The 17,695-nt window shown below is 50.5% G+C and carries 17 protein-coding genes and 1 riboswitch; of the genes, 11 read left to right on the top strand and 6 right to left on the bottom strand.

All coding sequences use genetic code 11. From position 1 onward, the window contains the following. The first annotated feature begins 15 nt into the window (after positions 1 to 15). The 3 genes from sdhA to ACFVTB_RS06825 all read left to right on the top strand — a co-directional run bounded on the left by sdhA (position 16) and on the right by ACFVTB_RS06825 (position 3,192). On the top strand, positions 16 to 1,761 hold the full coding sequence (gene sdhA / locus ACFVTB_RS06835) for a succinate dehydrogenase flavoprotein subunit (RefSeq protein WP_387746677.1): 1,746 nt from the start codon (positions 16 to 18) through the stop codon (positions 1,759 to 1,761). 32 nt (positions 1,762 to 1,793) lie between these two features. Further along, entirely contained in the window at positions 1,794 to 2,558 is a 765-nt protein-coding gene (gene sdhB / locus ACFVTB_RS06830; protein WP_387746675.1) for a succinate dehydrogenase iron-sulfur subunit, read from the top strand. A gap of 244 nt (positions 2,559 to 2,802) precedes the next feature. After that, a complete protein-coding gene (locus ACFVTB_RS06825; protein WP_387746673.1) occupies positions 2,803 to 3,192 on the top strand; it encodes a hypothetical protein in 390 nt (129 codons plus the stop codon). 169 nt (positions 3,193 to 3,361) lie between these two features. On the opposite strand, the gene ACFVTB_RS06820 is transcribed toward ACFVTB_RS06825, so the two are convergent. The 4 genes from ACFVTB_RS06820 to ACFVTB_RS06805 form a co-directional block, all read right to left on the bottom strand. Further along, positions 3,362 to 3,670, bottom strand: coding sequence for a winged helix-turn-helix transcriptional regulator (locus tag ACFVTB_RS06820; RefSeq protein ID WP_387746671.1), 309 nt, complete (start codon positions 3,668 to 3,670; stop codon positions 3,362 to 3,364). A gap of 84 nt (positions 3,671 to 3,754) precedes the next feature. Continuing rightward, positions 3,755 to 4,612: a DMT family transporter gene (locus tag ACFVTB_RS06815; protein ID WP_387746669.1), complete on the bottom strand. Its 858-nt coding sequence runs from the start codon at positions 4,610 to 4,612 to the stop codon at positions 3,755 to 3,757. Between the two features lie 234 nt (positions 4,613 to 4,846). Beyond that, positions 4,847 to 5,656, bottom strand: coding sequence for a histidinol-phosphatase (locus ACFVTB_RS06810; protein WP_387746667.1), 810 nt, complete (start codon positions 5,654 to 5,656; stop codon positions 4,847 to 4,849). Positions 5,657 to 5,717: 61 nt separating this feature from the next. Continuing rightward, complete coding sequence (locus ACFVTB_RS06805) at positions 5,718 to 6,620, bottom strand: LysR family transcriptional regulator (protein ID WP_387746665.1); 903 nt, start codon at positions 6,618 to 6,620, stop codon at positions 5,718 to 5,720. A 156-nt stretch (positions 6,621 to 6,776) separates the two neighbouring features. On the opposite strand from ACFVTB_RS06805, the gene ACFVTB_RS06800 reads away from it, so the two are divergent. Then, positions 6,777 to 8,051 (top strand): MFS transporter, encoded by a 1,275-nt coding sequence (locus ACFVTB_RS06800; RefSeq protein WP_387746663.1) that lies wholly within the window; start codon positions 6,777 to 6,779, stop codon positions 8,049 to 8,051. 129 nt (positions 8,052 to 8,180) lie between these two features. Continuing rightward, the gene (gene cysK / locus ACFVTB_RS06795) at positions 8,181 to 9,116 is read left to right on the top strand and encodes a cysteine synthase A (RefSeq protein ID WP_387746661.1); all 936 of its coding nucleotides are present in this window, start codon (positions 8,181 to 8,183) and stop codon (positions 9,114 to 9,116) included. Between the two features lie 882 nt (positions 9,117 to 9,998). On the opposite strand, the gene corA is transcribed toward cysK, so the two are convergent. Both corA and ACFVTB_RS06785 read right to left on the bottom strand, forming a co-directional pair. Beyond that, positions 9,999 to 10,934 carry a magnesium/cobalt transporter CorA gene (gene corA / locus ACFVTB_RS06790; RefSeq protein ID WP_387746659.1) on the bottom strand — a complete coding sequence of 312 codons (936 nt, stop codon included), beginning with the start codon at positions 10,932 to 10,934 and terminating at the stop codon, positions 9,999 to 10,001. Positions 10,935 to 10,952: 18 nt separating this feature from the next. Next, positions 10,953 to 11,084, bottom strand: a complete 132-nt coding sequence (locus tag ACFVTB_RS06785; protein ID WP_387746657.1) for a hypothetical protein — start codon at positions 11,082 to 11,084, stop codon at positions 10,953 to 10,955. 223 nt (positions 11,085 to 11,307) lie between these two features. After that, positions 11,308 to 11,409, top strand: a riboswitch (SAM riboswitch). 111 nt (positions 11,410 to 11,520) lie between these two features. Here ACFVTB_RS06785 and metA point away from each other — a divergent pair. From metA to ACFVTB_RS06755, 6 genes are all read left to right on the top strand, one after another. Then, positions 11,521 to 12,438, top strand: a complete 918-nt coding sequence (gene metA, locus ACFVTB_RS06780; RefSeq protein WP_387746655.1) for a homoserine O-acetyltransferase MetA — start codon at positions 11,521 to 11,523, stop codon at positions 12,436 to 12,438. 22 nt (positions 12,439 to 12,460) lie between these two features. After that, the gene (locus ACFVTB_RS06775; RefSeq protein WP_387746653.1) at positions 12,461 to 13,624 is read left to right on the top strand and encodes an aminotransferase class I/II-fold pyridoxal phosphate-dependent enzyme; all 1,164 of its coding nucleotides are present in this window, start codon (positions 12,461 to 12,463) and stop codon (positions 13,622 to 13,624) included. Between the two features lie 3 nt (positions 13,625 to 13,627). Next, positions 13,628 to 14,800 carry a trans-sulfuration enzyme family protein gene (locus ACFVTB_RS06770; RefSeq protein WP_387746651.1) on the top strand — a complete coding sequence of 391 codons (1,173 nt, stop codon included), beginning with the start codon at positions 13,628 to 13,630 and terminating at the stop codon, positions 14,798 to 14,800. Between the two features lie 155 nt (positions 14,801 to 14,955). Then, positions 14,956 to 16,095 carry a cyclic dehypoxanthinyl futalosine synthase gene (gene mqnC, locus ACFVTB_RS06765; RefSeq protein WP_387746649.1) on the top strand — a complete coding sequence of 380 codons (1,140 nt, stop codon included), beginning with the start codon at positions 14,956 to 14,958 and terminating at the stop codon, positions 16,093 to 16,095. Between the two features lie 246 nt (positions 16,096 to 16,341). Continuing rightward, positions 16,342 to 16,617, top strand: coding sequence for a hypothetical protein (locus ACFVTB_RS06760; RefSeq protein ID WP_387746647.1), 276 nt, complete (start codon positions 16,342 to 16,344; stop codon positions 16,615 to 16,617). Between the two features lie 309 nt (positions 16,618 to 16,926). After that, positions 16,927 to 17,250, top strand: coding sequence for a hypothetical protein (locus ACFVTB_RS06755; RefSeq protein WP_387746645.1), 324 nt, complete (start codon positions 16,927 to 16,929; stop codon positions 17,248 to 17,250). Positions 17,251 to 17,695 lie beyond the last annotated feature (445 nt).

Genomic DNA, 17,695 nt, shown 5'->3' with positions numbered 1-17,695 from the left:
AAGGAGCGAATCGTAATGGCTAAAAATAAAGTTATTGTCATTGGCGGCGGCCTCGCCGGTCTGATGGCAACGGTTAAAGCGGCAGAAGCGGGCGTTCACGTCGATCTGTTCTCGATCGTACCGGTAAAACGGTCCCACTCCGTTTGCGCGCAAGGCGGCATCAACGGCGCCGTTAACACGAAAGGCGAAGGCGACTCGCCATGGGAGCATTTTGACGACACTGTATACGGCGGCGACTTCCTCGCGAACCAGCCTCCCGTAAAAGCAATGTGCGAAGCTGCTCCAGGCATCATTCATTTGATGGACCGGATGGGCGTTATGTTCAGCCGCACGCCGGAAGGCTTGCTTGACTTCCGCCGTTTCGGCGGCACGCAATATCACCGTACCGCATTTGCGGGCGCAACGACGGGTCAGCAGCTGTTGTACGCGCTGGACGAGCAAGTTCGTCGTTGGGAAGCGGCCGGTCTCGTAACGAAATACGAGCACTGGGAATTCCTCGGCGCGGTTCTCGACGACGACGGCGTATGCCGCGGTGTTTCAGCGCAAGATCTTCGCTCGATGGAAGTGCAAACATTCTCCGGCGACGCCGTCATTATGGCTTCCGGCGGTCCCGGCATTATTTTCGGCAAAACGACCAACTCGGTTATTAATACAGGTACGGCGGCAAGTGCGATCTACCAACAAGGCGTTCATTATGCGAACGGCGAATTTATTCAAATTCACCCGACTGCCATTCCGGGCGACGACAAGAACCGTCTGATGTCCGAATCGGCTCGCGGCGAAGGCGGCCGCATCTGGACGTACAAGGACGGCAAGCCTTGGTATTTCCTCGAAGAGAAATATCCGGCTTACGGAAACCTTGTTCCGCGCGATATTGCAACACGCGAAATTTTCAGCGTCTGCGTCGACGAGAAGCTCGGCATCAACGGCGAGAACATGGTTTATCTCGACCTGTCGCATAAAGATCCGAAGGAGCTGGACGTTAAGCTCGGCGGCATCATCGAAATTTACGAGAAATTTACGGGCGACGATCCGCGTAAAATTCCGATGAAAATCTTCCCTGCCGTTCACTACTCGATGGGCGGACTGTGGGTTGACTACAACCAAATGACGAACATTCCTGGCCTGTTCGCTGCCGGCGAATGCGATTACCAATATCACGGCGCGAACCGTCTCGGCGCTAACTCGCTGCTTTCCGCGATTTACGGCGGCATGGTAGCTGGTCCGAAAGCGGTTGAGTACGTTAAAGGGCTGAAAAAATCGTCCGATGACGTGTCCTCCCAGGTGTTCGATCGCGAGAAGAAACGCCAGGAAGACAGAATCAGCATGATTCGCGGCCTCGACGGCAACGAAAATGCTTACGTTATTCAGAAAGAGCTAGGCGAATGGATGACGAACAACATGACCGTCGTTCGCTTCAACGATAAGCTGGAGCAAACGATCGATAAGATTAAAGAACTGAAACAGCGTTACAAGAACATCAACATTAACGACATTGCGCAATGGAACAACTCCAGCCTGTCGTTCACGCGTCAATTGGGCAACATGCTCGAACTGGCCGAAGCGATGACATTGGGCGCGCTGCTGCGCAACGAAAGCCGCGGAGCACACTACAAGCCGGAGTTCCCTGAACGTAACGACGAGGAGTTCCTGAAAACGACGAAAGCGACTTGGACGCCGGAAGGTCCGCAAATTTCGTACGAGGACATCGACGTTTCGCTCATCCCGCCGCGTAAACGCGACTACACAACAAATAAATAAACATTAAGATAAAGAAAGGAGTATGAACGACAATGGCAGAAACATCACAACCAACCAAAACGATTAAATTCGTCATTACGCGTCAAGATACGCCGGACTCCGCTCCGTACAAAGAAGAGTTTGAAATTCCATACCGCCCGAACATGAACGTGATCAGCGGTCTGATGGAAATTCAACGTAATCCGAAAAAAGCGGACGGCGGCAACACGGCCCCAGTATGCTGGGAATCGAACTGCCTGGAAGAAGTTTGCGGCGCTTGCTCGATGGTGATCAACGGCAAGCCTCGCCAAGCGTGCAGCGCGCTGATCGACCAGCTTCAACAGCCGGTTACGCTTGAGCCGATGCGCACATTCCCGATCGTACGCGACCTTGTCGTCAACCGTCAGCGTATGTTCAACTCGTTGAAACGGGTGAAAGCATGGATTCCAATCGACGGCACATACGATCTCGGCCCGGGACCTCGTCTCGCCGAGTCGAAGCGCCAATGGGCGTACGAGCTGTCGAAATGCATGACGTGCGGCGTCTGCATGGAAGCCTGCCCGAACGTCAACGACCGCAACAGCTTTATCGGTCCGTTCGCCATTTCCCAAGTTCGCTTGTTCAACGTTCACCCTACGGGCGAAATGAACAAGGAAGAGCGTCTTGACGCTTTGATGGAAGACGGCGGCATCGAAGGCTGCGGCAACTCGCAAAACTGCGTGCGCGCATGTCCGAAGGGCATTCCGCTCACGACGTCGATCGCGGCCATCAACAAAGATACGACGAAACATTTGTTCAAGAAATGGCTTGGCGTTTAAGCCGAGCATGCCTTTATTTGCCCTTCGCTTCGGCGGAGGGCTTTTTGCATGTTCAGCATCGATCGCTCTCATGAAAATGATAATTATTATCACTAATTGTAGTGGAAATTCCTCTTCATGTCAACGACGGCCGTATAAGGAGCGGAACGGGCAAAACTTTGAAATCGGTTCGGCAAGGAGTACGAGAATGCCACGTCGAATAAGAAAAATTCGGGCCTCAACTTTAATATTGGAGTTGATTTCAATGGATTTGCTGCAGCGAAGAGCTTGGAATGAAAATCATAAGAGGTTAACCGATATCATCGTAAAACCTGAGGAGCATTTTCAGGCGATTGAACAATTCCTTCATCATCATGCTTTGTTACACTCTTCGAAAATGACGAATGACGGCATGGTTACCTTGGAGGACTACGTTCTGGCAGATTCGGACGAGGGGATGCTAAGGAATTATCCAGTAAGTGCCCCGGATACAAAGAATTCAATTGTATGGCATCTTTGGCATATGGCAAGAATCGAGGATATGACGATGAATCTATTAGAATCAAACGGTTGTTTGATGAACAAGCCATTGTTCGAGAGGCAAGCGGCATTGCCGAATATTGGAGCAAGAAAACGGTCGCAGGACTTGTGTTAATGCCGGCAACGAGACATCCTTTTTTACACCTGAACAAATGCGTTCGTATAAAGAACAGATTGCAAATGGGGATTGTAAAATCAAACGAGGAAGCGCAACAAACGGGAAACGGATGACCTATTTTAGCAAAAGAAAAAGCCGCTTGCGCGGCTTTCTTGGCGGGCAACCGTTACATCCACTGTTCGCCCCATTTTTGAATCGATTCGATGACCGGTTGAAGCTCACGGCCTTTTTCGGTTAATTCATATTCGATTCGAACAGGCATTTCAGGAAACACAGTCCGTTTGACGATTCCTTGCGCTTCGAGCTCCTTCATCCTGTCGGTCAACATTTTGTCGCTCATGTCGGCGATTTGCCCTTTGATATCCTTGAATCTCTTCGGTCCGCCAAGTAGCACCCGAATAATCAGGCCCGTCCATTTCTTACCGAGTACATCGGTTGCAGCCTCATACTTCGGGCACATTGTTGAATAATCCAACGCGATCACCCCGCTTTTTGTAATTTCTATTGTAGCATATGTACTTAGGAAAAGTAAGTAGAATTAACAGCCATTCCACGCCGATTAAAACCTGATAATGATTAAACCCGCGAACATACAGGCAAAAGCGGCCCATTGCAACGGATTAAGCTTCTCTTTATAGACCAGAATAGCGCCAGCGGCCACGACAAGGCTGTTGGTCGAAAAGATCGGCGCAGCAATATTGGCCGGTCCTGTCGCAAGAGCGATCGAGTAGAGCTGTAAGCCCAGATAAGAGAAGACTCCGGTCAGCAGGCCTAATCTGAGACCTTGCAGCGATCCAGTTCGCTCGCCGTCAGGTTGACTGCGAAGAGGGAGTCGGAAGGCGAACCAAAGCATTGACAAGGCGTAGCCGACAAGCAAAATCGGTGCGGCCGGCAAGCCGAGTTCATCCGATACTTTCAAGCCGCCGTTGCGGAAAAAGAAGAGGACGAGACCGGCTCCGACATAAATGGCCCAAGCTTTCTCCAGAGCCGCTTTGTCGCCGCTTTTTTTATAAGAGATGAGCAGAACGGCAACAAACAGCAGCGAAATACCGGCCAGCTCGGCGGGGCCAAGCGATTCGCCGTAAATCCAGGTGCCCATCATAACAACAAGCACGACATTCATATTCGTCACTTGCGAAGTTAGCGCGGCCGGTCCATGGCGCAGCGCCTTCATGTAAAAAGCGTTGCCTAGCGCGGAGCCTGCGCCGATGACGAGTCCGGCCAGCCAGACCCGGTAATCGAGCAACTGCGTCAGCGTCCCTTCGGCGGCGGCATGGACGCCGAATCCAGCCGCTCCAGCCGCATAGAGGCCGAACAGCATGACCGAAGTCGGGTCACCGCGCATTTGGCTAACCTTCATCCACCAGCCGGCAAGTCCGAAGAGCAGCGCGCTGCCGATCGCGGTAGCGAGCCACATCGAGTTCACACTCCTTAATAGGATCTTTGTATTTGTTACAGAAATGAAATATTCCTGTTATGGAGCTTAAATATTAATAGGCTATTATAATAAACAAGACCCCCTTTTAATATATCTCTTTGGACCTGTGGATGCACAGGTCCACTTTTTTTGTCCGCATAGCGAATGCCGCTCAGCAAAAAAGGGCCTGCCTTCTCCGATGGTTGGCACCGGATGGCAGCAGCCCTTATCGATTTAAAGCGGAACGATGATTTGCTGGCGTTTTCGATAGAAGACCCATTGTTTAAAACCAATTTCTTTCAACCGCTTGCGAACGAGCTCCCAATCGTCGCCGACCCTTTCCGGCACATGAGCGTCCGAACCGAAAGTGACATTGACTCCGAAGTGAAGCGCCCGCTCTAAGATTTCATCTGAAGGATACCAACCGCCGACCGTCTTCGTTTTGCCGGACGTATTAATTTCGATCGATACGTCGTAACGGGCAATAATGCGAAGCGTCTCGTCGATCGCGTTATGGGCGGGAATTTCTGAAAATGCCGGATAGTAGCCTTTCATTGCATCGATATGGCCAAGCACGTTGAACATGCCGCTGCTCGCCGATTGCCGGATCAGATCGTAGTAGAGCTCTTTTTCTTCCAAGTGTCGTTGCTCAGACAGCCCTTTCCACCGGTTGCGGTTAAAGATGCTGACGCCGCTTACTTGATGAACAGAGCCGATGACATAGTCGAACGGGACGCCTTCATAGGCTCTTTTGTACGCTTCGATATGCTCTGGAAAAAAGTCCGATTCCATGCCGAGCAGCACCTCGATTTTGCCTTCGTACTGCTTTTTCAGCCGCAATACTTCATCTACGTAGCGAGTGAACTCGCTGGTCGCCATCGCGATGCCTGGAAAAGGCTGATCCTCCTTGCTTGCGAAATACGGGGAGTGGTCGGAGATGCCGATCACTTGCAAGCCCGCGTCGATCGCTGCGATGACGTAATCCTCGATGGTGCCGGTAGCGTGGCCGCATCGTTCGTTATGCGTATGTAAATCAAATTTCATACCGATATGTGCCTCCTCAAGATCCTCAAGATGCTAAATAATTGAGCTTGCTTGAAACGGGCTATTCGCTGCTAATAAATGAATGCTCCGGCATCCCTTTCAAGTCGCTTAAAAACTGCTGCATCGCCGTATTTAAATAACGGCCTGATTTGTAGACGACGCCGACCGGATGGGTCATCTCCAACTCGTTTACTTTAATCATGCGGAGCGAGCCGTGTTTCAATTCATTATAAATGGATAGCTTGGAGACAACGGCCGCGCCCAAATTAATTTCGACCATCCGCTTCACTTCCTCGCTGCTCGAAAGCTCCATGACAATGTTTGGCTGAAGACCGTATTTGCGGAAAATTTGATCGAGAAAACGGCGGCCCAGCGTATCGGGAGCAAGCATAATAAAGGGGACGTCTCTCAATTTATCGACCGTCGTATGTGTCAAGCCGCTCATCGGGTGATCGGGCGCAACGACGAGCTCGAACGTATCGAAATAGAGGACGGAAGAGTCGACGTTCGGATTCTTCTCGGTCAGGTAGGTAATGCCGATATCTACGGTTCCATGTTCGACGCTGGTCATCACTTGGGAGGATGGCATCGTATGGATGGTCGTCTTAATAAGCGGGTATTGATTCTGGAAGTAGGATAGAACCCTGGGCAGCAATTGAATGGCAATGGATGAAGTGGTGCCAATCACGATATGGCCTTGCGGAGTGGAGCTTAAGTCGGAGAGCCTTTGCTTCAGATCTTCGACGATCGTAATTATTTTTTCGGCGTGCTCAAGAAACACTTGGCCGTGATCCGTTAATGTGACGGGCTGATTGCGGTCGATCAAAAGCGTTTTGAACTCGTCCTCAAGCGTACGGATTTGCGCCGATACGGCTGGCTGTGTCAAATTAAGCAGTTCGCCGGCCTTGCGGAAGCTCATCGTTTTGGAAATCGTAATCAGCGTCTCCAACTGGCTTATATTCACTTGAATCCCTCCTTCGGGCAGTGACTATATTTATTATAAAGGAATTGCTTCGATACGGCAAAGAAGAGAGCGGTTTACGAAGGTTTAATAAAGGAGTATGGCGGCTCTTGTCGAAACAGCAAACGAGGAACAAAACGTGAACGAGGAGGAGCTTGCTTGGATAGAAAAGGAGTCCGTGGCTGGCTGCTATACGACTGGGCCAATTCCGCTTTCGCAACGACGATGATGGCTGCCGTGCTGCCGATCTATTACAACGAGGTAGCGGCAGCCGGCTTGCCCGGCCATACGGGCGAAACGTACTGGGGTTATACGCAAAGCATCGCTATGCTTTTGATCGCTGTGCTGTCGCCGATTCTGGGCGCAATTGCCGATCATACCGGAACGAAGCTGAAGTTTTTGCTTGCCTTTACAGTGATCGGCTCGGCCGCTTCCGCCGCCACCGCGCTTGTCGGCGAGGGGGACTGGCTGCTTTGCTCAGCGCTGCTTGTCGTCGGCACCATCGGCTTCACTTGCGGCAATACATTTTACGATGCGCTGCTTGCGGACGGGGTTCCTCCTGAACGCAGAGACGTGGTCAGCGCGCAAGGTTATGCTTATGGCTATTTAGGAGGCGGCTTGCTGCTGCTGTTGAACGTCGTCATGATAGAGGGTTGGGAAGCGCTCGGCTTCCCGAGCAAAACGTTTGCCACCCGCATCGTTTTTGTAATGGTGGGGATATGGTGGCTGCTGTTCGCGATTCCGATTTTCAGATGGGTGAAAGAACCCGCTCGCTCGCGCGGCGAAGGGGCGGCTGCGGCCGTTCGCAACGGTTTGACGCGCCTTGCCGGAACGTTTCGTTCGCTCAGAAAATACCCGGAGCTGCTGAAATATATGGCAAGCTTTTGGTTTTTCAACGACGGCATTAATACGGTCATCGTCATGGCGACCATTTATGGCAACGGGATCGGCATCGGGACGACCGATTTGATCGTCGCGCTGCTGCTGACGCAAATCATCGGCTTCCCGAGCACGCTGCTATTCGGCAAATTCGCAGTCAAATACGGCTCGAAGCGGATGCTTTACGGATCTCTGCTCGTCTATATGTTTATTGTCGGGCTCGGTTATTTCATGACGACCGGCTGGCAGTTTTATGCTTTAGCGATAATGGTCGGCCTCGTGCAAGGAGGCAGCCAAGCGGTTTCCCGTTCCATCTACGCAAGCATGCTGCCGCCATCGCGCACGGGCGAGTTTTTCGGCTTTTTATCCTTCTCCAGCAAATTTTCGGCTATCGCCGGACCGCTCGCATTCTCCGTGGTTGCGACGATTACGGGCTCTAGCCGATTCGGTATTTTAACGCTGCTCGCCTTCTTCCTGATCGGAATCGTCCTGCTTCGGTTTGTCGATCTGGGCAAAGGGGCGCTGCAGGCGCGTGAAGCGGATGGCATCGGGTAGGGAAAACGGCGTCATTGTGCAGGGAAGAGGCTATAAAAGCGATTTGGGTTAGAGCGCGTAATAGTGGTATACTGAAACTATACCGATTTAACTTATGCGAATTTCCCAATTGAAAGGAAGGCTGCCGCTATGGCAAACATTCATCGTAATTTGACGGAACTAATCGGCAATACGCCGCTGCTAGAGCTTGCAAACTTTGAGAAGAAGGAACAAACGGGAGCGACAATTGTCGCCAAGCTTGAATACTTTAATCCGGCCGGAAGCGTAAAGGACCGTATTGGCTATGCCATGATTAAGGATGCGGAGGAGCGGGGACTGCTGCAAAAAGACTCGGTTATTATCGAGCCTACGAGCGGCAATACGGGCATCGGGCTTGCGTCTGCAGCTGCTGCGCTTGGGTATCGGCTGATCATTTGCTTGCCGGAGTCGTTCAGCGTGGAGCGCCGCAAGCTGTTGAAGGCGCTTGGCGCTGAGCTTGTACTGACGCCTGCGGCGGAAGGCATGATGGGAGCTATTAATAAAGCGAACGAACTTGCCGCCGAATATCCGAATTCGTTTATTCCGCAGCAATTTGAAAACCCTGCCAATCCGGCTGTTCATAAAGCGACAACGGCGGAAGAAATTTGGCGAGATACGGACGGCAAGGTTGATGTTTTTGTAGCCGGCGTCGGTACAGGCGGCACAATCTCTGGCGTAGGAGCTAGACTGAAGGAGCTCAATCCGGCGGTGAAAATCGTTGCTGTCGAGCCGTTCAGCTCGCCGGTACTATCCGGCGGTACGCGCGGCGCTCATCAAATTCAAGGGATCGGCGCAGGCTTCGTGCCAGGCAACTATAACGGTTCGGTCGTAGATGAAATTATTAAGATCAAGAACGAAGACGCTATTCAAACGGCTCGTCAGCTGGCTAAAGTCGAAGGACTTTTGGTTGGCATCTCCTCCGGCGCTGCCGCTTTCGCTGCAAAAGAAGTAGCTTCTCGCAGCGAGAACAAAGGGAAAACGATCGTTGTGCTGCTGCCGGACACCGGCGAACGCTATTTGTCGACGCAGCTGTTCGACGAAGACTAAAAACGTTGCTGAACCATTGGCGTTCGAGACCGTTCGACAATGTGCTATACAACAAAAGAACCTCAGCTCCTTGCAATTTGGGAGCTGAGGTTCTTTTTGTTTGGAAAATATGGGCGAATAATCATATATTATCAGCGGGGAAATTTGAAATGGCCAATTATATACGAAATGTCGGCTTAAACTTTAAATCAATGCTTGCCGGAAATTGAGAGTAAAACGTAGCGCACTCAGTTGGAGGCTTGGCTGAATATATGTGAAAAATCATATATATTTAGCTCTAAAATGGAGGTTTAGTTAAATATGGGCGAAAAATCATATATAATTTTGCTCTAAGGTGGAGATCTGGCTGAATATGTATGAAATTTCATGCATATTCAGCGCTAAGATGGAATTTTTGAAAATTATATACGATAAATCATACACATTATGCACTCAGATGAAGATTTGGGTAAATAATCAGTGCCTCATGGAAAAGGAGAGTTAAGCGGAGGAACCCTTTGTCCCGCAGCGCTTCCCTCTCGCCGGTACTCGGCCATCTCGGTAGACAGATGATGCTGATGGGAGGTTTGACCGCCGACGTGTGACCGAGCACCGCGTGCCGCGATGGCACCGCGCGCCGGGAGGCGCCGCTGCCATCATGCAACGTCCTGACGCACGAGGCCTTCAGGCCATAACGTGTGCTGGGAGAGGCGCGCGAAAAACTGAAGAGTGCGGTCGCTATCGGGATCAGAAACGCAAAATGGCGGTACAGGGATAAAGCATATAGCTTCCCGCACCGCCATTTTTGTTTTGCCGAACTCTCTCATCATGAGTGCATCCTATTGAGCGATCCACTCGCTTTTGGCTATCGGCTCCTATACATATATCCATTGCCTATACGCATTAGAGCCAGTTTTTCTTTTTGAAAATATAAAACATGCCGAAGCCGAGCAGCGTCATAATGCCGAGTAAAATGTAAGAGCCGTAGCGCAAATGCATGCCCGGAATGAAATCGAAGTTCATCCCGTATATGCCGGTAATAAACGTCAATGGCATGAAGATCGTCGTCATAGCCGTAAAGACGCGCATGATCTCATTGGCTCTCGCCGAAATGCTCGACTGATAAGCTTCTCGTAAGTTGCCCATCAGCTCTCGGTACGTATCGAACGACTCGGCGATTTTGACCGTGTTTTCGTAGATGTCGCTGAAGTATTTTTGCAGCTGGTCGTCGATCAGCTTCAAGTCGCGTTTGTTCAGCGTCGCGATAACATCCTTTTGCGGTCCCAGCATTTTTTTCAGCCACAAAATTTCACCGCGCAAACCGATAATTTCGTTCAAATGCGATTTTTTCGTATGCATCAGAATGTCCTCTTCCAGCAGCTCGATCCGGTCATCGATCCGGTCGCCTACAAGGAAGTAGCTGTCGACGACAAGGTCGACGAGATGGTAGAGGAAATAGTCGGGACGGCTGACTTCCTCTTCCCATAGAAGGGGCTTCAGAGAGCGCAGCTCGTTAATTTTTTGCTTAGTAACGGTTATAATGTAATGTCTGCCTAGAAAAATATTGAGCGCACGCAGAAAAATTTCTTCGTCGTCAAATCGGATACTGTTAATCACAATAAAATAATGGCCTTCATAAATTTCAAGCTTCGGACGCTGCTCTTCCTCGCTGAGGCAGTCTTCGACGGCCAGGTCATGCATGCCGAACAAAGGCTGCAGCATAGCCAAATCCTCGACGTCGGCGTCTATCCAATAGAAGCCTTCCGCCGCTGGCAGCAGCGTTTCATTAATATCTTCAACAGGAGTAAACACTCCGTTGTTCACGAGACGAATTTTCATCTCATCCGCATCTCCCTTCTAACTGACGGAGACTGCCGGACGAGCCGCGCATAAGGACATTGCGAATAGACGCCGGTTGCCCGTCATACGCCGCCGGTCAGGCAGCAGCCGTATCGGAATATCGTCAGGCTTCGGTCGCTCGCCTTCCATGTCCAGATGCACTCCTTTACTAATAAAATGAGGATTTAGACCGCAATCCTTGTCTAGTATACTCCCGCATCCCGTTTACATTCAAGCAGAAAAAAGGCGCTTTCCGCATGTAATCAGGATATGTAAATATCCATCTTGACGCGAATGTCCGAATCCATTAAAGTTAATACTATAATTTGCGTCAAGCGCAATCGTTACACAACGATAACTGAATAGATCTACTTTCTTATCAAGAGCAGGCGGAGGGACTAGCCCGATGAAGCCCGGCAACCGGCGAAAGCACGGTGCTAAATCTTGCGGAAACGTTGTTTCTGAGAGATGAGAGAGGCGAAGAGCTTATTTCTTCATAATAAGCGCACGACCTTTTCTCGCCAAAGAAAGGGTCTTTTTTGCGCTATGGCGACATTATTCCATTCTAGAATAGGGAGTGAATCGCATGCCGATCAAAGTACAGGATCATTTGCCAGCGAAAGAGATTTTAACGAACGAGAACATTTTTGTGATGGACGAGAGCACTGCTTACAGGCAGGACATCCGTCCGTTACGAATTGTGATCCTGAACTTGATGCCCACGAAGGAAACGACAGAGACGCAACTGCTTCGGCTGATCGGCAATACGCCTCTCCAAGTGGAAGCCGTACTGCTTCATCCGAAAACCCATGTGTCGAAAAATACATCGGCCGAGCATCTCGAGGCGTTCTATAAAACGTTCGACGAAATTGCTAACGAATATTATGACGGCATGATTATTACAGGCGCTCCGGTCGAGCATTTGAATTTTGAGGACGTCAATTATTGGGAAGAGCTGAAGACGATTATGGATTGGAGCAAGCGGCATGTGACGTCCACCTTCCATATCTGTTGGGCTTCACAGGCGGGTTTGTATCATCATTACGGCGTTCCGAAGTATGATCTGGACCATAAAGTGTTCGGCGTATTTCCGCACACGATCGAGAAGCGCAACATCAAGCTGCTGCGAGGCTTTGACGAATTGTTTTATGTGCCGCAATCGCGCCACACCGATGTTCGGCGGGAAGATATTGAGAAGATCGAGCAATTGGAAATTTTGTCGGAATCGGAGGAGTCGGGGGTTTACATCGTTGCTTCCAAGGACGGCAAACAAATTTTCGTCAGCGGTCATTCGGAGTACGATCCACTGTCGCTGAAGTTCGAATACGACCGCGACAAGGCGAAGGGACTGCGAATAGACGTTCCGAAAAATTATTTCCCGGGCGATAATCCGGACAAACAGCCGCTCTCCACTTGGCGTGCTCATGCCACTCTGCTTTTTTCAAATTGGTTGAACTATTACGTTTATCAGGAAACGCCGTATGATCTAGGCGCCGGCATTTAATGAAACGAAGGAGCTAACGAACATGTTGAAAATTGAAAGCCAATTGGCCCAAATCGGTTCCGTCAAGGAGCCCGTAACCGGAGCAGTAAGCTTCCCGGTCTATCAAGCAACAGCGTTCCGCCATCCGAAGCTCGGTCAAAGTACCGGTTTCGACTATGCCCGTACGAAAAGTCCGACTCGCTCCGTTCTGGAAGAAGCGGCTGCGCAGCTCGAATCTGGTGATGCCGGCTTTGCATGTAGCTCCGGCATGGCCGCTCTGCAAACGGTTTTCGCATTGTTCAGCCAAGGCGATCATTTGCTTGTGTCGCTCGATCTGTACGGCGGAACGTATCGCTTACTGGAGCGGATCATGTCGCGCTTTGGCGTAACGGCTTCTTATATTGATACGAACGATCTTGACGGATTGAACGAATTGCTCCAGCCGAATACGAAAGCAGTACTGATCGAGACGCCGACCAATCCGCTTATGATGATTACGGATATCGAACGGGTAGCGTCGTGGGCCAAAGCGAAAGGGCTGCTGACGATTGTCGACAATACGCTGTTGACGCCATTCTTCCAGCGTCCAATCGAGCTAGGCGCCGATATTGTCGTACACAGCGCCAGCAAATATTTGGGCGGCCACAACGACGTGCTTGCCGGCCTGATCGTGACGAAAGGGAAAGAACTGTCCGAGCAAATGGCGTTCCTTCACAATTCCATCGGCGCGGTGCTGGGGCCGCAAGACTCTTGGCTGTTGATGAGAGGCATGAAGACGCTGGCGCTGCGGATGGAGCGTCATCAGCATAATGCGACGATAATCGCTGAATATTTGAAAGAGCATCCTGCTGTGGAAGAAGTTTATTATCCGGCGTTTGCGCATCATCCGGGCCATGAAATTCAGAGTAAGCAATCGTCGGGCAATACCGGCATTTTCTCCTTCCGTTTAAAGGACGCTCGTTATGTAGAACCGATTCTTCGTCATATCCAATTGATCGCATTCGCCGAAAGCTTGGGCGGCGCCGAGTCGCTGATGACCTATCCAGCCATTCAGACGCATGCGGACATTCCGGAAGAAATTCGCCGGAAGGTAGGCGTCGACGACCGTTTGCTTCGTTTCTCGGTCGGCATCGAGCATACCGACGATTTGATCGCCGATCTGGAACAGGCGCTGGCTGCGGCCAAGCAGGAAATCGAGGGGGAATAGGGCATGAGCGACAGAACGAATAAGGATCAGATCGCCAAACGCGGCTTTGCAACGAAGCTGCTCCATTTCGGCGCTGAGATCGACGAGCAGACGGGCGCATCAAGCGTGCCGATTTTCCAGGCTTCGACTTTCCATCATCATGACGTATTTAATCCGCCTCATCACGATTACAGCCGCTCGGGCAACCCGACGCGGGAGGCGCTTGAAAATTATATTGCACTGCTGGAAGGTGGCACTCGCGGCTTCGCGTTCGCTTCCGGTATGGCGGCTATATCGACAACATTTCTGTTGTTCTCCTCGGGCGATCATCTGATCGTTACGGAAGACGTATACGGCGGTACATACCGCTTCCTGACGACGGTTGCGCCGCGTTTGGGCATCGAGACGACCTTCGTCGACATGACCGATTTCGAAGCGGTGACGGCGGCTCTGCAGCCGAACACGAAAGCGGTATTTATTGAAACGCCATCCAATCCGACGTTGAAAATTACCGATATAGGCCGCGTGGCGGAATGGGCCAAGTCGAACGGCTTGCTATCGCTGCTCGACAATACGTTCATGACTCCGTACCATCAGCGTCCGTTCGAGCTTGGCGTCGATATCGTGCTGCATAGCGCGACGAAGTTTTTGAGCGGACACAGCGATGTGTTGGCCGGACTTGCGGTTACGAAGGATGAGGAGCTTGGACGCCGTCTGTATCAGCTGCAGAACGGTCTAGGCACCGTTCTCAGTGCGCACGAGTCTTGGCTGCTGATGCGCGGCATGAAGACGCTGCAAGCGCGCATGGAACACAGTGAGCGTAGCGCTAGAAGACTGGCCGAATGGCTGTCCGATCATCCAGAAGTGGAACGTGTCTACTATCCGGGACTGCCGAATCATCCGGGCCGTGAAATCCATGAACGGCAATCGGCCGGCTACGGCGCGGTTGTCTCGTTCGATGTCGGCAGCGGAGAGCGCGCCAAGGCGCTGCTCAACCGTGTACAGCTTCCGCTTGTCGCTGTCAGCTTGGGCGCTGTCGAAAGCATCCTGTCCTATCCGGCTATGATGTCCCACGCTGCGATGCCGCTGGAAGTTCGGCATGAGCGCGGCATTACCGACGGCCTGCTTCGTTATTCTGTCGGCCTCGAGGATATTGAAGATTTAATTGCCGATCTGGACGCCGCGCTTCGCGGCTAACGCTCGGAACATTTCAGTTAATGATGCGGCTGCCGGATTTGGCAGCCGCTCTTTTCTTGGAATAGACACATTTCGGCGGGTGACGAAAGGAAAAGATTTGTGATACGATGGACTCACAGGCTTATATCGGGAAAATGTAGGAGGTGCAAGCGGTTATGGCAACCGTTGATGAAATATTAGATAAGGCGCTGCAAGGCAGCCGCATTACATTCGAGGAGTGCATCACACTGCTTGAATCCGATGAAATCGAGAAAATGGGCCATGTTGCGAATCAATTGATGCTGAAGAGGCATCCAGACCCTATTACGACTTTCGTAGTCGGACGTAATGTCAACTACACAAATATATGCGATGTTTACTGCCGGTTTTGCGCATTTTACCGCGCGCCTGGCTCGAATGAGGGCTACGTGCTGCCGAACGAGACGGTTCTCGCGAAGATTCAAGAGACGATCGACGTTGGCGGAACGGAAATTTTGATGCAGGGCGGAACAAATCCGAATTTGCCGTTCAGCTATTATACCGATCTGCTCCGCGAGATTAAACAGAACTTCCCGGACATTACGATGCACTCGTTCTCGCCGGCGGAAATTCAGAAGATGAAGGAAGTATCCGAAGGCCTTTCGCTCGACGAAGTCGTTCGGCAATTGCATGAGGCGGGTCTCGATTCGCTGCCGGGAGGCGGCGCCGAAATACTGGACGACCGCACACGCCGCAAAATCAGCCGCTTGAAGGGTTCTTGGACGGATTGGATGGACGTAATGAAGTCGGCGCATCGCAACGGCATGAACACGACAGCCACGATGGTGTACGGCTTCGGCGAGACGAGTGAGGAGCGGGCGCTTCACTTGCTGCGCATCCGCGACGCACAGGACGAATGCATCGAGAACGGCTACGATTCGACCGGTTTCCTCGCGTTCATTTGCTGGCCGTTCCAGCCGGACAATACGAACATGAAGAAAACGGAGAAGTCGAAGCCTGAGGAGTATTTGAAGATGGTGGCGATCAGCCGCATCATGCTCGACAACATCGAGAACTTCCAATCGTCTTGGGTAACGATGGGGCCGGAAATCGGCAAGCTGTCGCTGTCGTACGGCTGCAACGATTTCGGCAGCACGATGATTGAAGAGAACGTTGTGTCCGCAGCAGGTACGACGCATAAGGTCAATATCGAATCGATCTTGCAACTGATCCGCGAGTCGGGCAAAACGCCAGCGCAGCGCGATACAAAGTACAACCTGCTGAAGGTGTACCAAGACACCGATACCGTTGCCAAAGATTTTGTTATGCAGAACTAATTCTTTAATATGTAGGGTAGGGACTGTTGCGGTTCCTGCAATAGGTACAAAAGGACCTCGTCTTCCACAACATAGTGAAAGACGAGGTCCTTTTGTAGCAATATGGGTAGCGACCCTGTAGTTATCAGATATTTATCAAACTGGCATATGTTTTGCGACAGGCCGAATTGTCTGCTAACGGAGCAGACTGAGCTAACTACGCTAACGAGGTGTTGCTTTAATAATCTGCAAAGTGAGGTTTATGAAATGGCAATTTGTTTGAACTTCGAATTAGTTACCATAAAAGGAACTATTGCAGAGTACCGATTTGGCAATTGCTTAAAGGAATTAGATGGAATATTTGAAATTGATCTACCCAATTTGATAAGTGGGGAAATTTCAATGGAGACTCCAATCGATGAAGTAGTTAGACTAAAAAATAACAGTCAAACACAATCCATGGCAAACAGGGTGTTTGGAAAGATATATAAGCATTATCTTGAACATAACGAATACCCTGCGAAGGGCGGATACTACGCGTAGTAGACATTAGGAGATTGAGCTAACTGGGAACGACCAATGGTATCCCTCAGGATTATTCAACCAGTAGATATTCTACGACTGACGGCTTTCATTTTTTCGAGGAGGAAGGCAAATGGTACACCTGTTTTAGAGAAAGGGGTCATATCAACAATGACAAAATGTTTGATGATTATGAGGTTGGTCAAAAGTACGTAGTGGACATGTTGCTGAAACTTACAGGAACTGGTTTATTTTAAAAGAGAATAAGCCAAACAGATATGTTTACTCAACTAACGAGGTGCGTTAGTAACATGTAGATGGAGGTTCTAAATGGACGATCGCGGTTTTGATGAAATTCAAACGGACAACATCAGTCAAAATTTTTCGGGGTTTCATTGGCGTAGCCATGGTCGCGGTGTAAACATATACTTCGTGGAAGGTCAGTCAATTGTAATCATTCACGGCGAGATGCCAGCAGTAAGAGATTATGATGTTCTCGTTTTTGGAGAGACAGAGCACATAAACAAGCGTTACCTTCTGAGTGAGCGAAGGGTTGAAATCATTCCTTTAGATGATCGATTCAGGATTCAGAAGTTGCTAGTCGAATGGTTGGCAAGCCAAGGGATGCGTCATGATATTAGCGTGGGCAAGTAGTCAGGGATTGAACTATCGGCAACGATAGCTTGATCGAACATTCAATTTGATCGAACATGCAATTTGAGCTAACTGAGCAGACCGAGCTAACTGAGCTTGTTCCTGTCGCCTTTCACTTTTCTGGGCCAACGCTGCCCGCACCGCAGATTTGAGCGTGCTATTCTACCAATAACTGCAGAAATGCAGTTATTTCCTCGTATCACATCCTACTTCGAATCAATAACTGCATTTATGCAGTTATTAGTCACGTCAAATCGCCGATTCACCTATTTTTTAGAAAATAAATGCAATTTGGCAGTTATTTTCCTGGGGAAGGCCTAATTGAACATAAATAAATGCGTTATTGCAGTTATTTCACGCGCTCTCGGGTCAGCGTCCAGCACACACTTCATACCTCCCACGCTAGGAAATCGTACTAAGTGCCGATTAGCTTCAAAATCCCTTG

Origin of the sequence: Paenibacillus sp. NPDC058071, assembly GCF_042885235.1 — a bacterium.
GTDB lineage: Bacteria > Bacillota > Bacilli > Paenibacillales > Paenibacillaceae > Pristimantibacillus.
Note: the sequence above shows the minus strand (reverse complement) of the source record. Positions and strands in the feature narration are given on the sequence as shown.

Bases quoted from the DNA above. Each gene is read 5' to 3' on its own strand.
- sdhA (WP_387746677.1), top strand. From the start codon at position 16: ATGGCTAAAAATAAAGTTATTGTCATTGGCGGCGGCCTCGCCGGTCTG.
- sdhB (WP_387746675.1), top strand. From the start codon at position 1,794: ATGGCAGAAACATCACAACCAACCAAAACGATTAAATTCGTCATTACG.
- ACFVTB_RS06825 (WP_387746673.1), top strand. From the start codon at position 2,803: ATGGATTTGCTGCAGCGAAGAGCTTGGAATGAAAATCATAAGAGGTTA.
- ACFVTB_RS06815 (WP_387746669.1), bottom strand. From the start codon at position 4,612: ATGTGGCTCGCTACCGCGATCGGCAGCGCGCTGCTCTTCGGACTTGCC.
- ACFVTB_RS06810 (WP_387746667.1), bottom strand. From the start codon at position 5,656: ATGAAATTTGATTTACATACGCATAACGAACGATGCGGCCACGCTACC.
- cysK (WP_387746661.1), top strand. From the start codon at position 8,181: ATGGCAAACATTCATCGTAATTTGACGGAACTAATCGGCAATACGCCG.
- corA (WP_387746659.1), bottom strand. From the start codon at position 10,934: ATGAAAATTCGTCTCGTGAACAACGGAGTGTTTACTCCTGTTGAAGAT.
- ACFVTB_RS06785 (WP_387746657.1), bottom strand. From the start codon at position 11,084: ATGGAAGGCGAGCGACCGAAGCCTGACGATATTCCGATACGGCTGCTG.
- metA (WP_387746655.1), top strand. From the start codon at position 11,521: ATGCCGATCAAAGTACAGGATCATTTGCCAGCGAAAGAGATTTTAACG.
- ACFVTB_RS06775 (WP_387746653.1), top strand. From the start codon at position 12,461: ATGTTGAAAATTGAAAGCCAATTGGCCCAAATCGGTTCCGTCAAGGAG.
- ACFVTB_RS06770 (WP_387746651.1), top strand. From the start codon at position 13,628: ATGAGCGACAGAACGAATAAGGATCAGATCGCCAAACGCGGCTTTGCA.
- mqnC (WP_387746649.1), top strand. From the start codon at position 14,956: ATGGCAACCGTTGATGAAATATTAGATAAGGCGCTGCAAGGCAGCCGC.
- ACFVTB_RS06760 (WP_387746647.1), top strand. From the start codon at position 16,342: ATGGCAATTTGTTTGAACTTCGAATTAGTTACCATAAAAGGAACTATT.
- ACFVTB_RS06755 (WP_387746645.1), top strand. From the start codon at position 16,927: ATGGACGATCGCGGTTTTGATGAAATTCAAACGGACAACATCAGTCAA.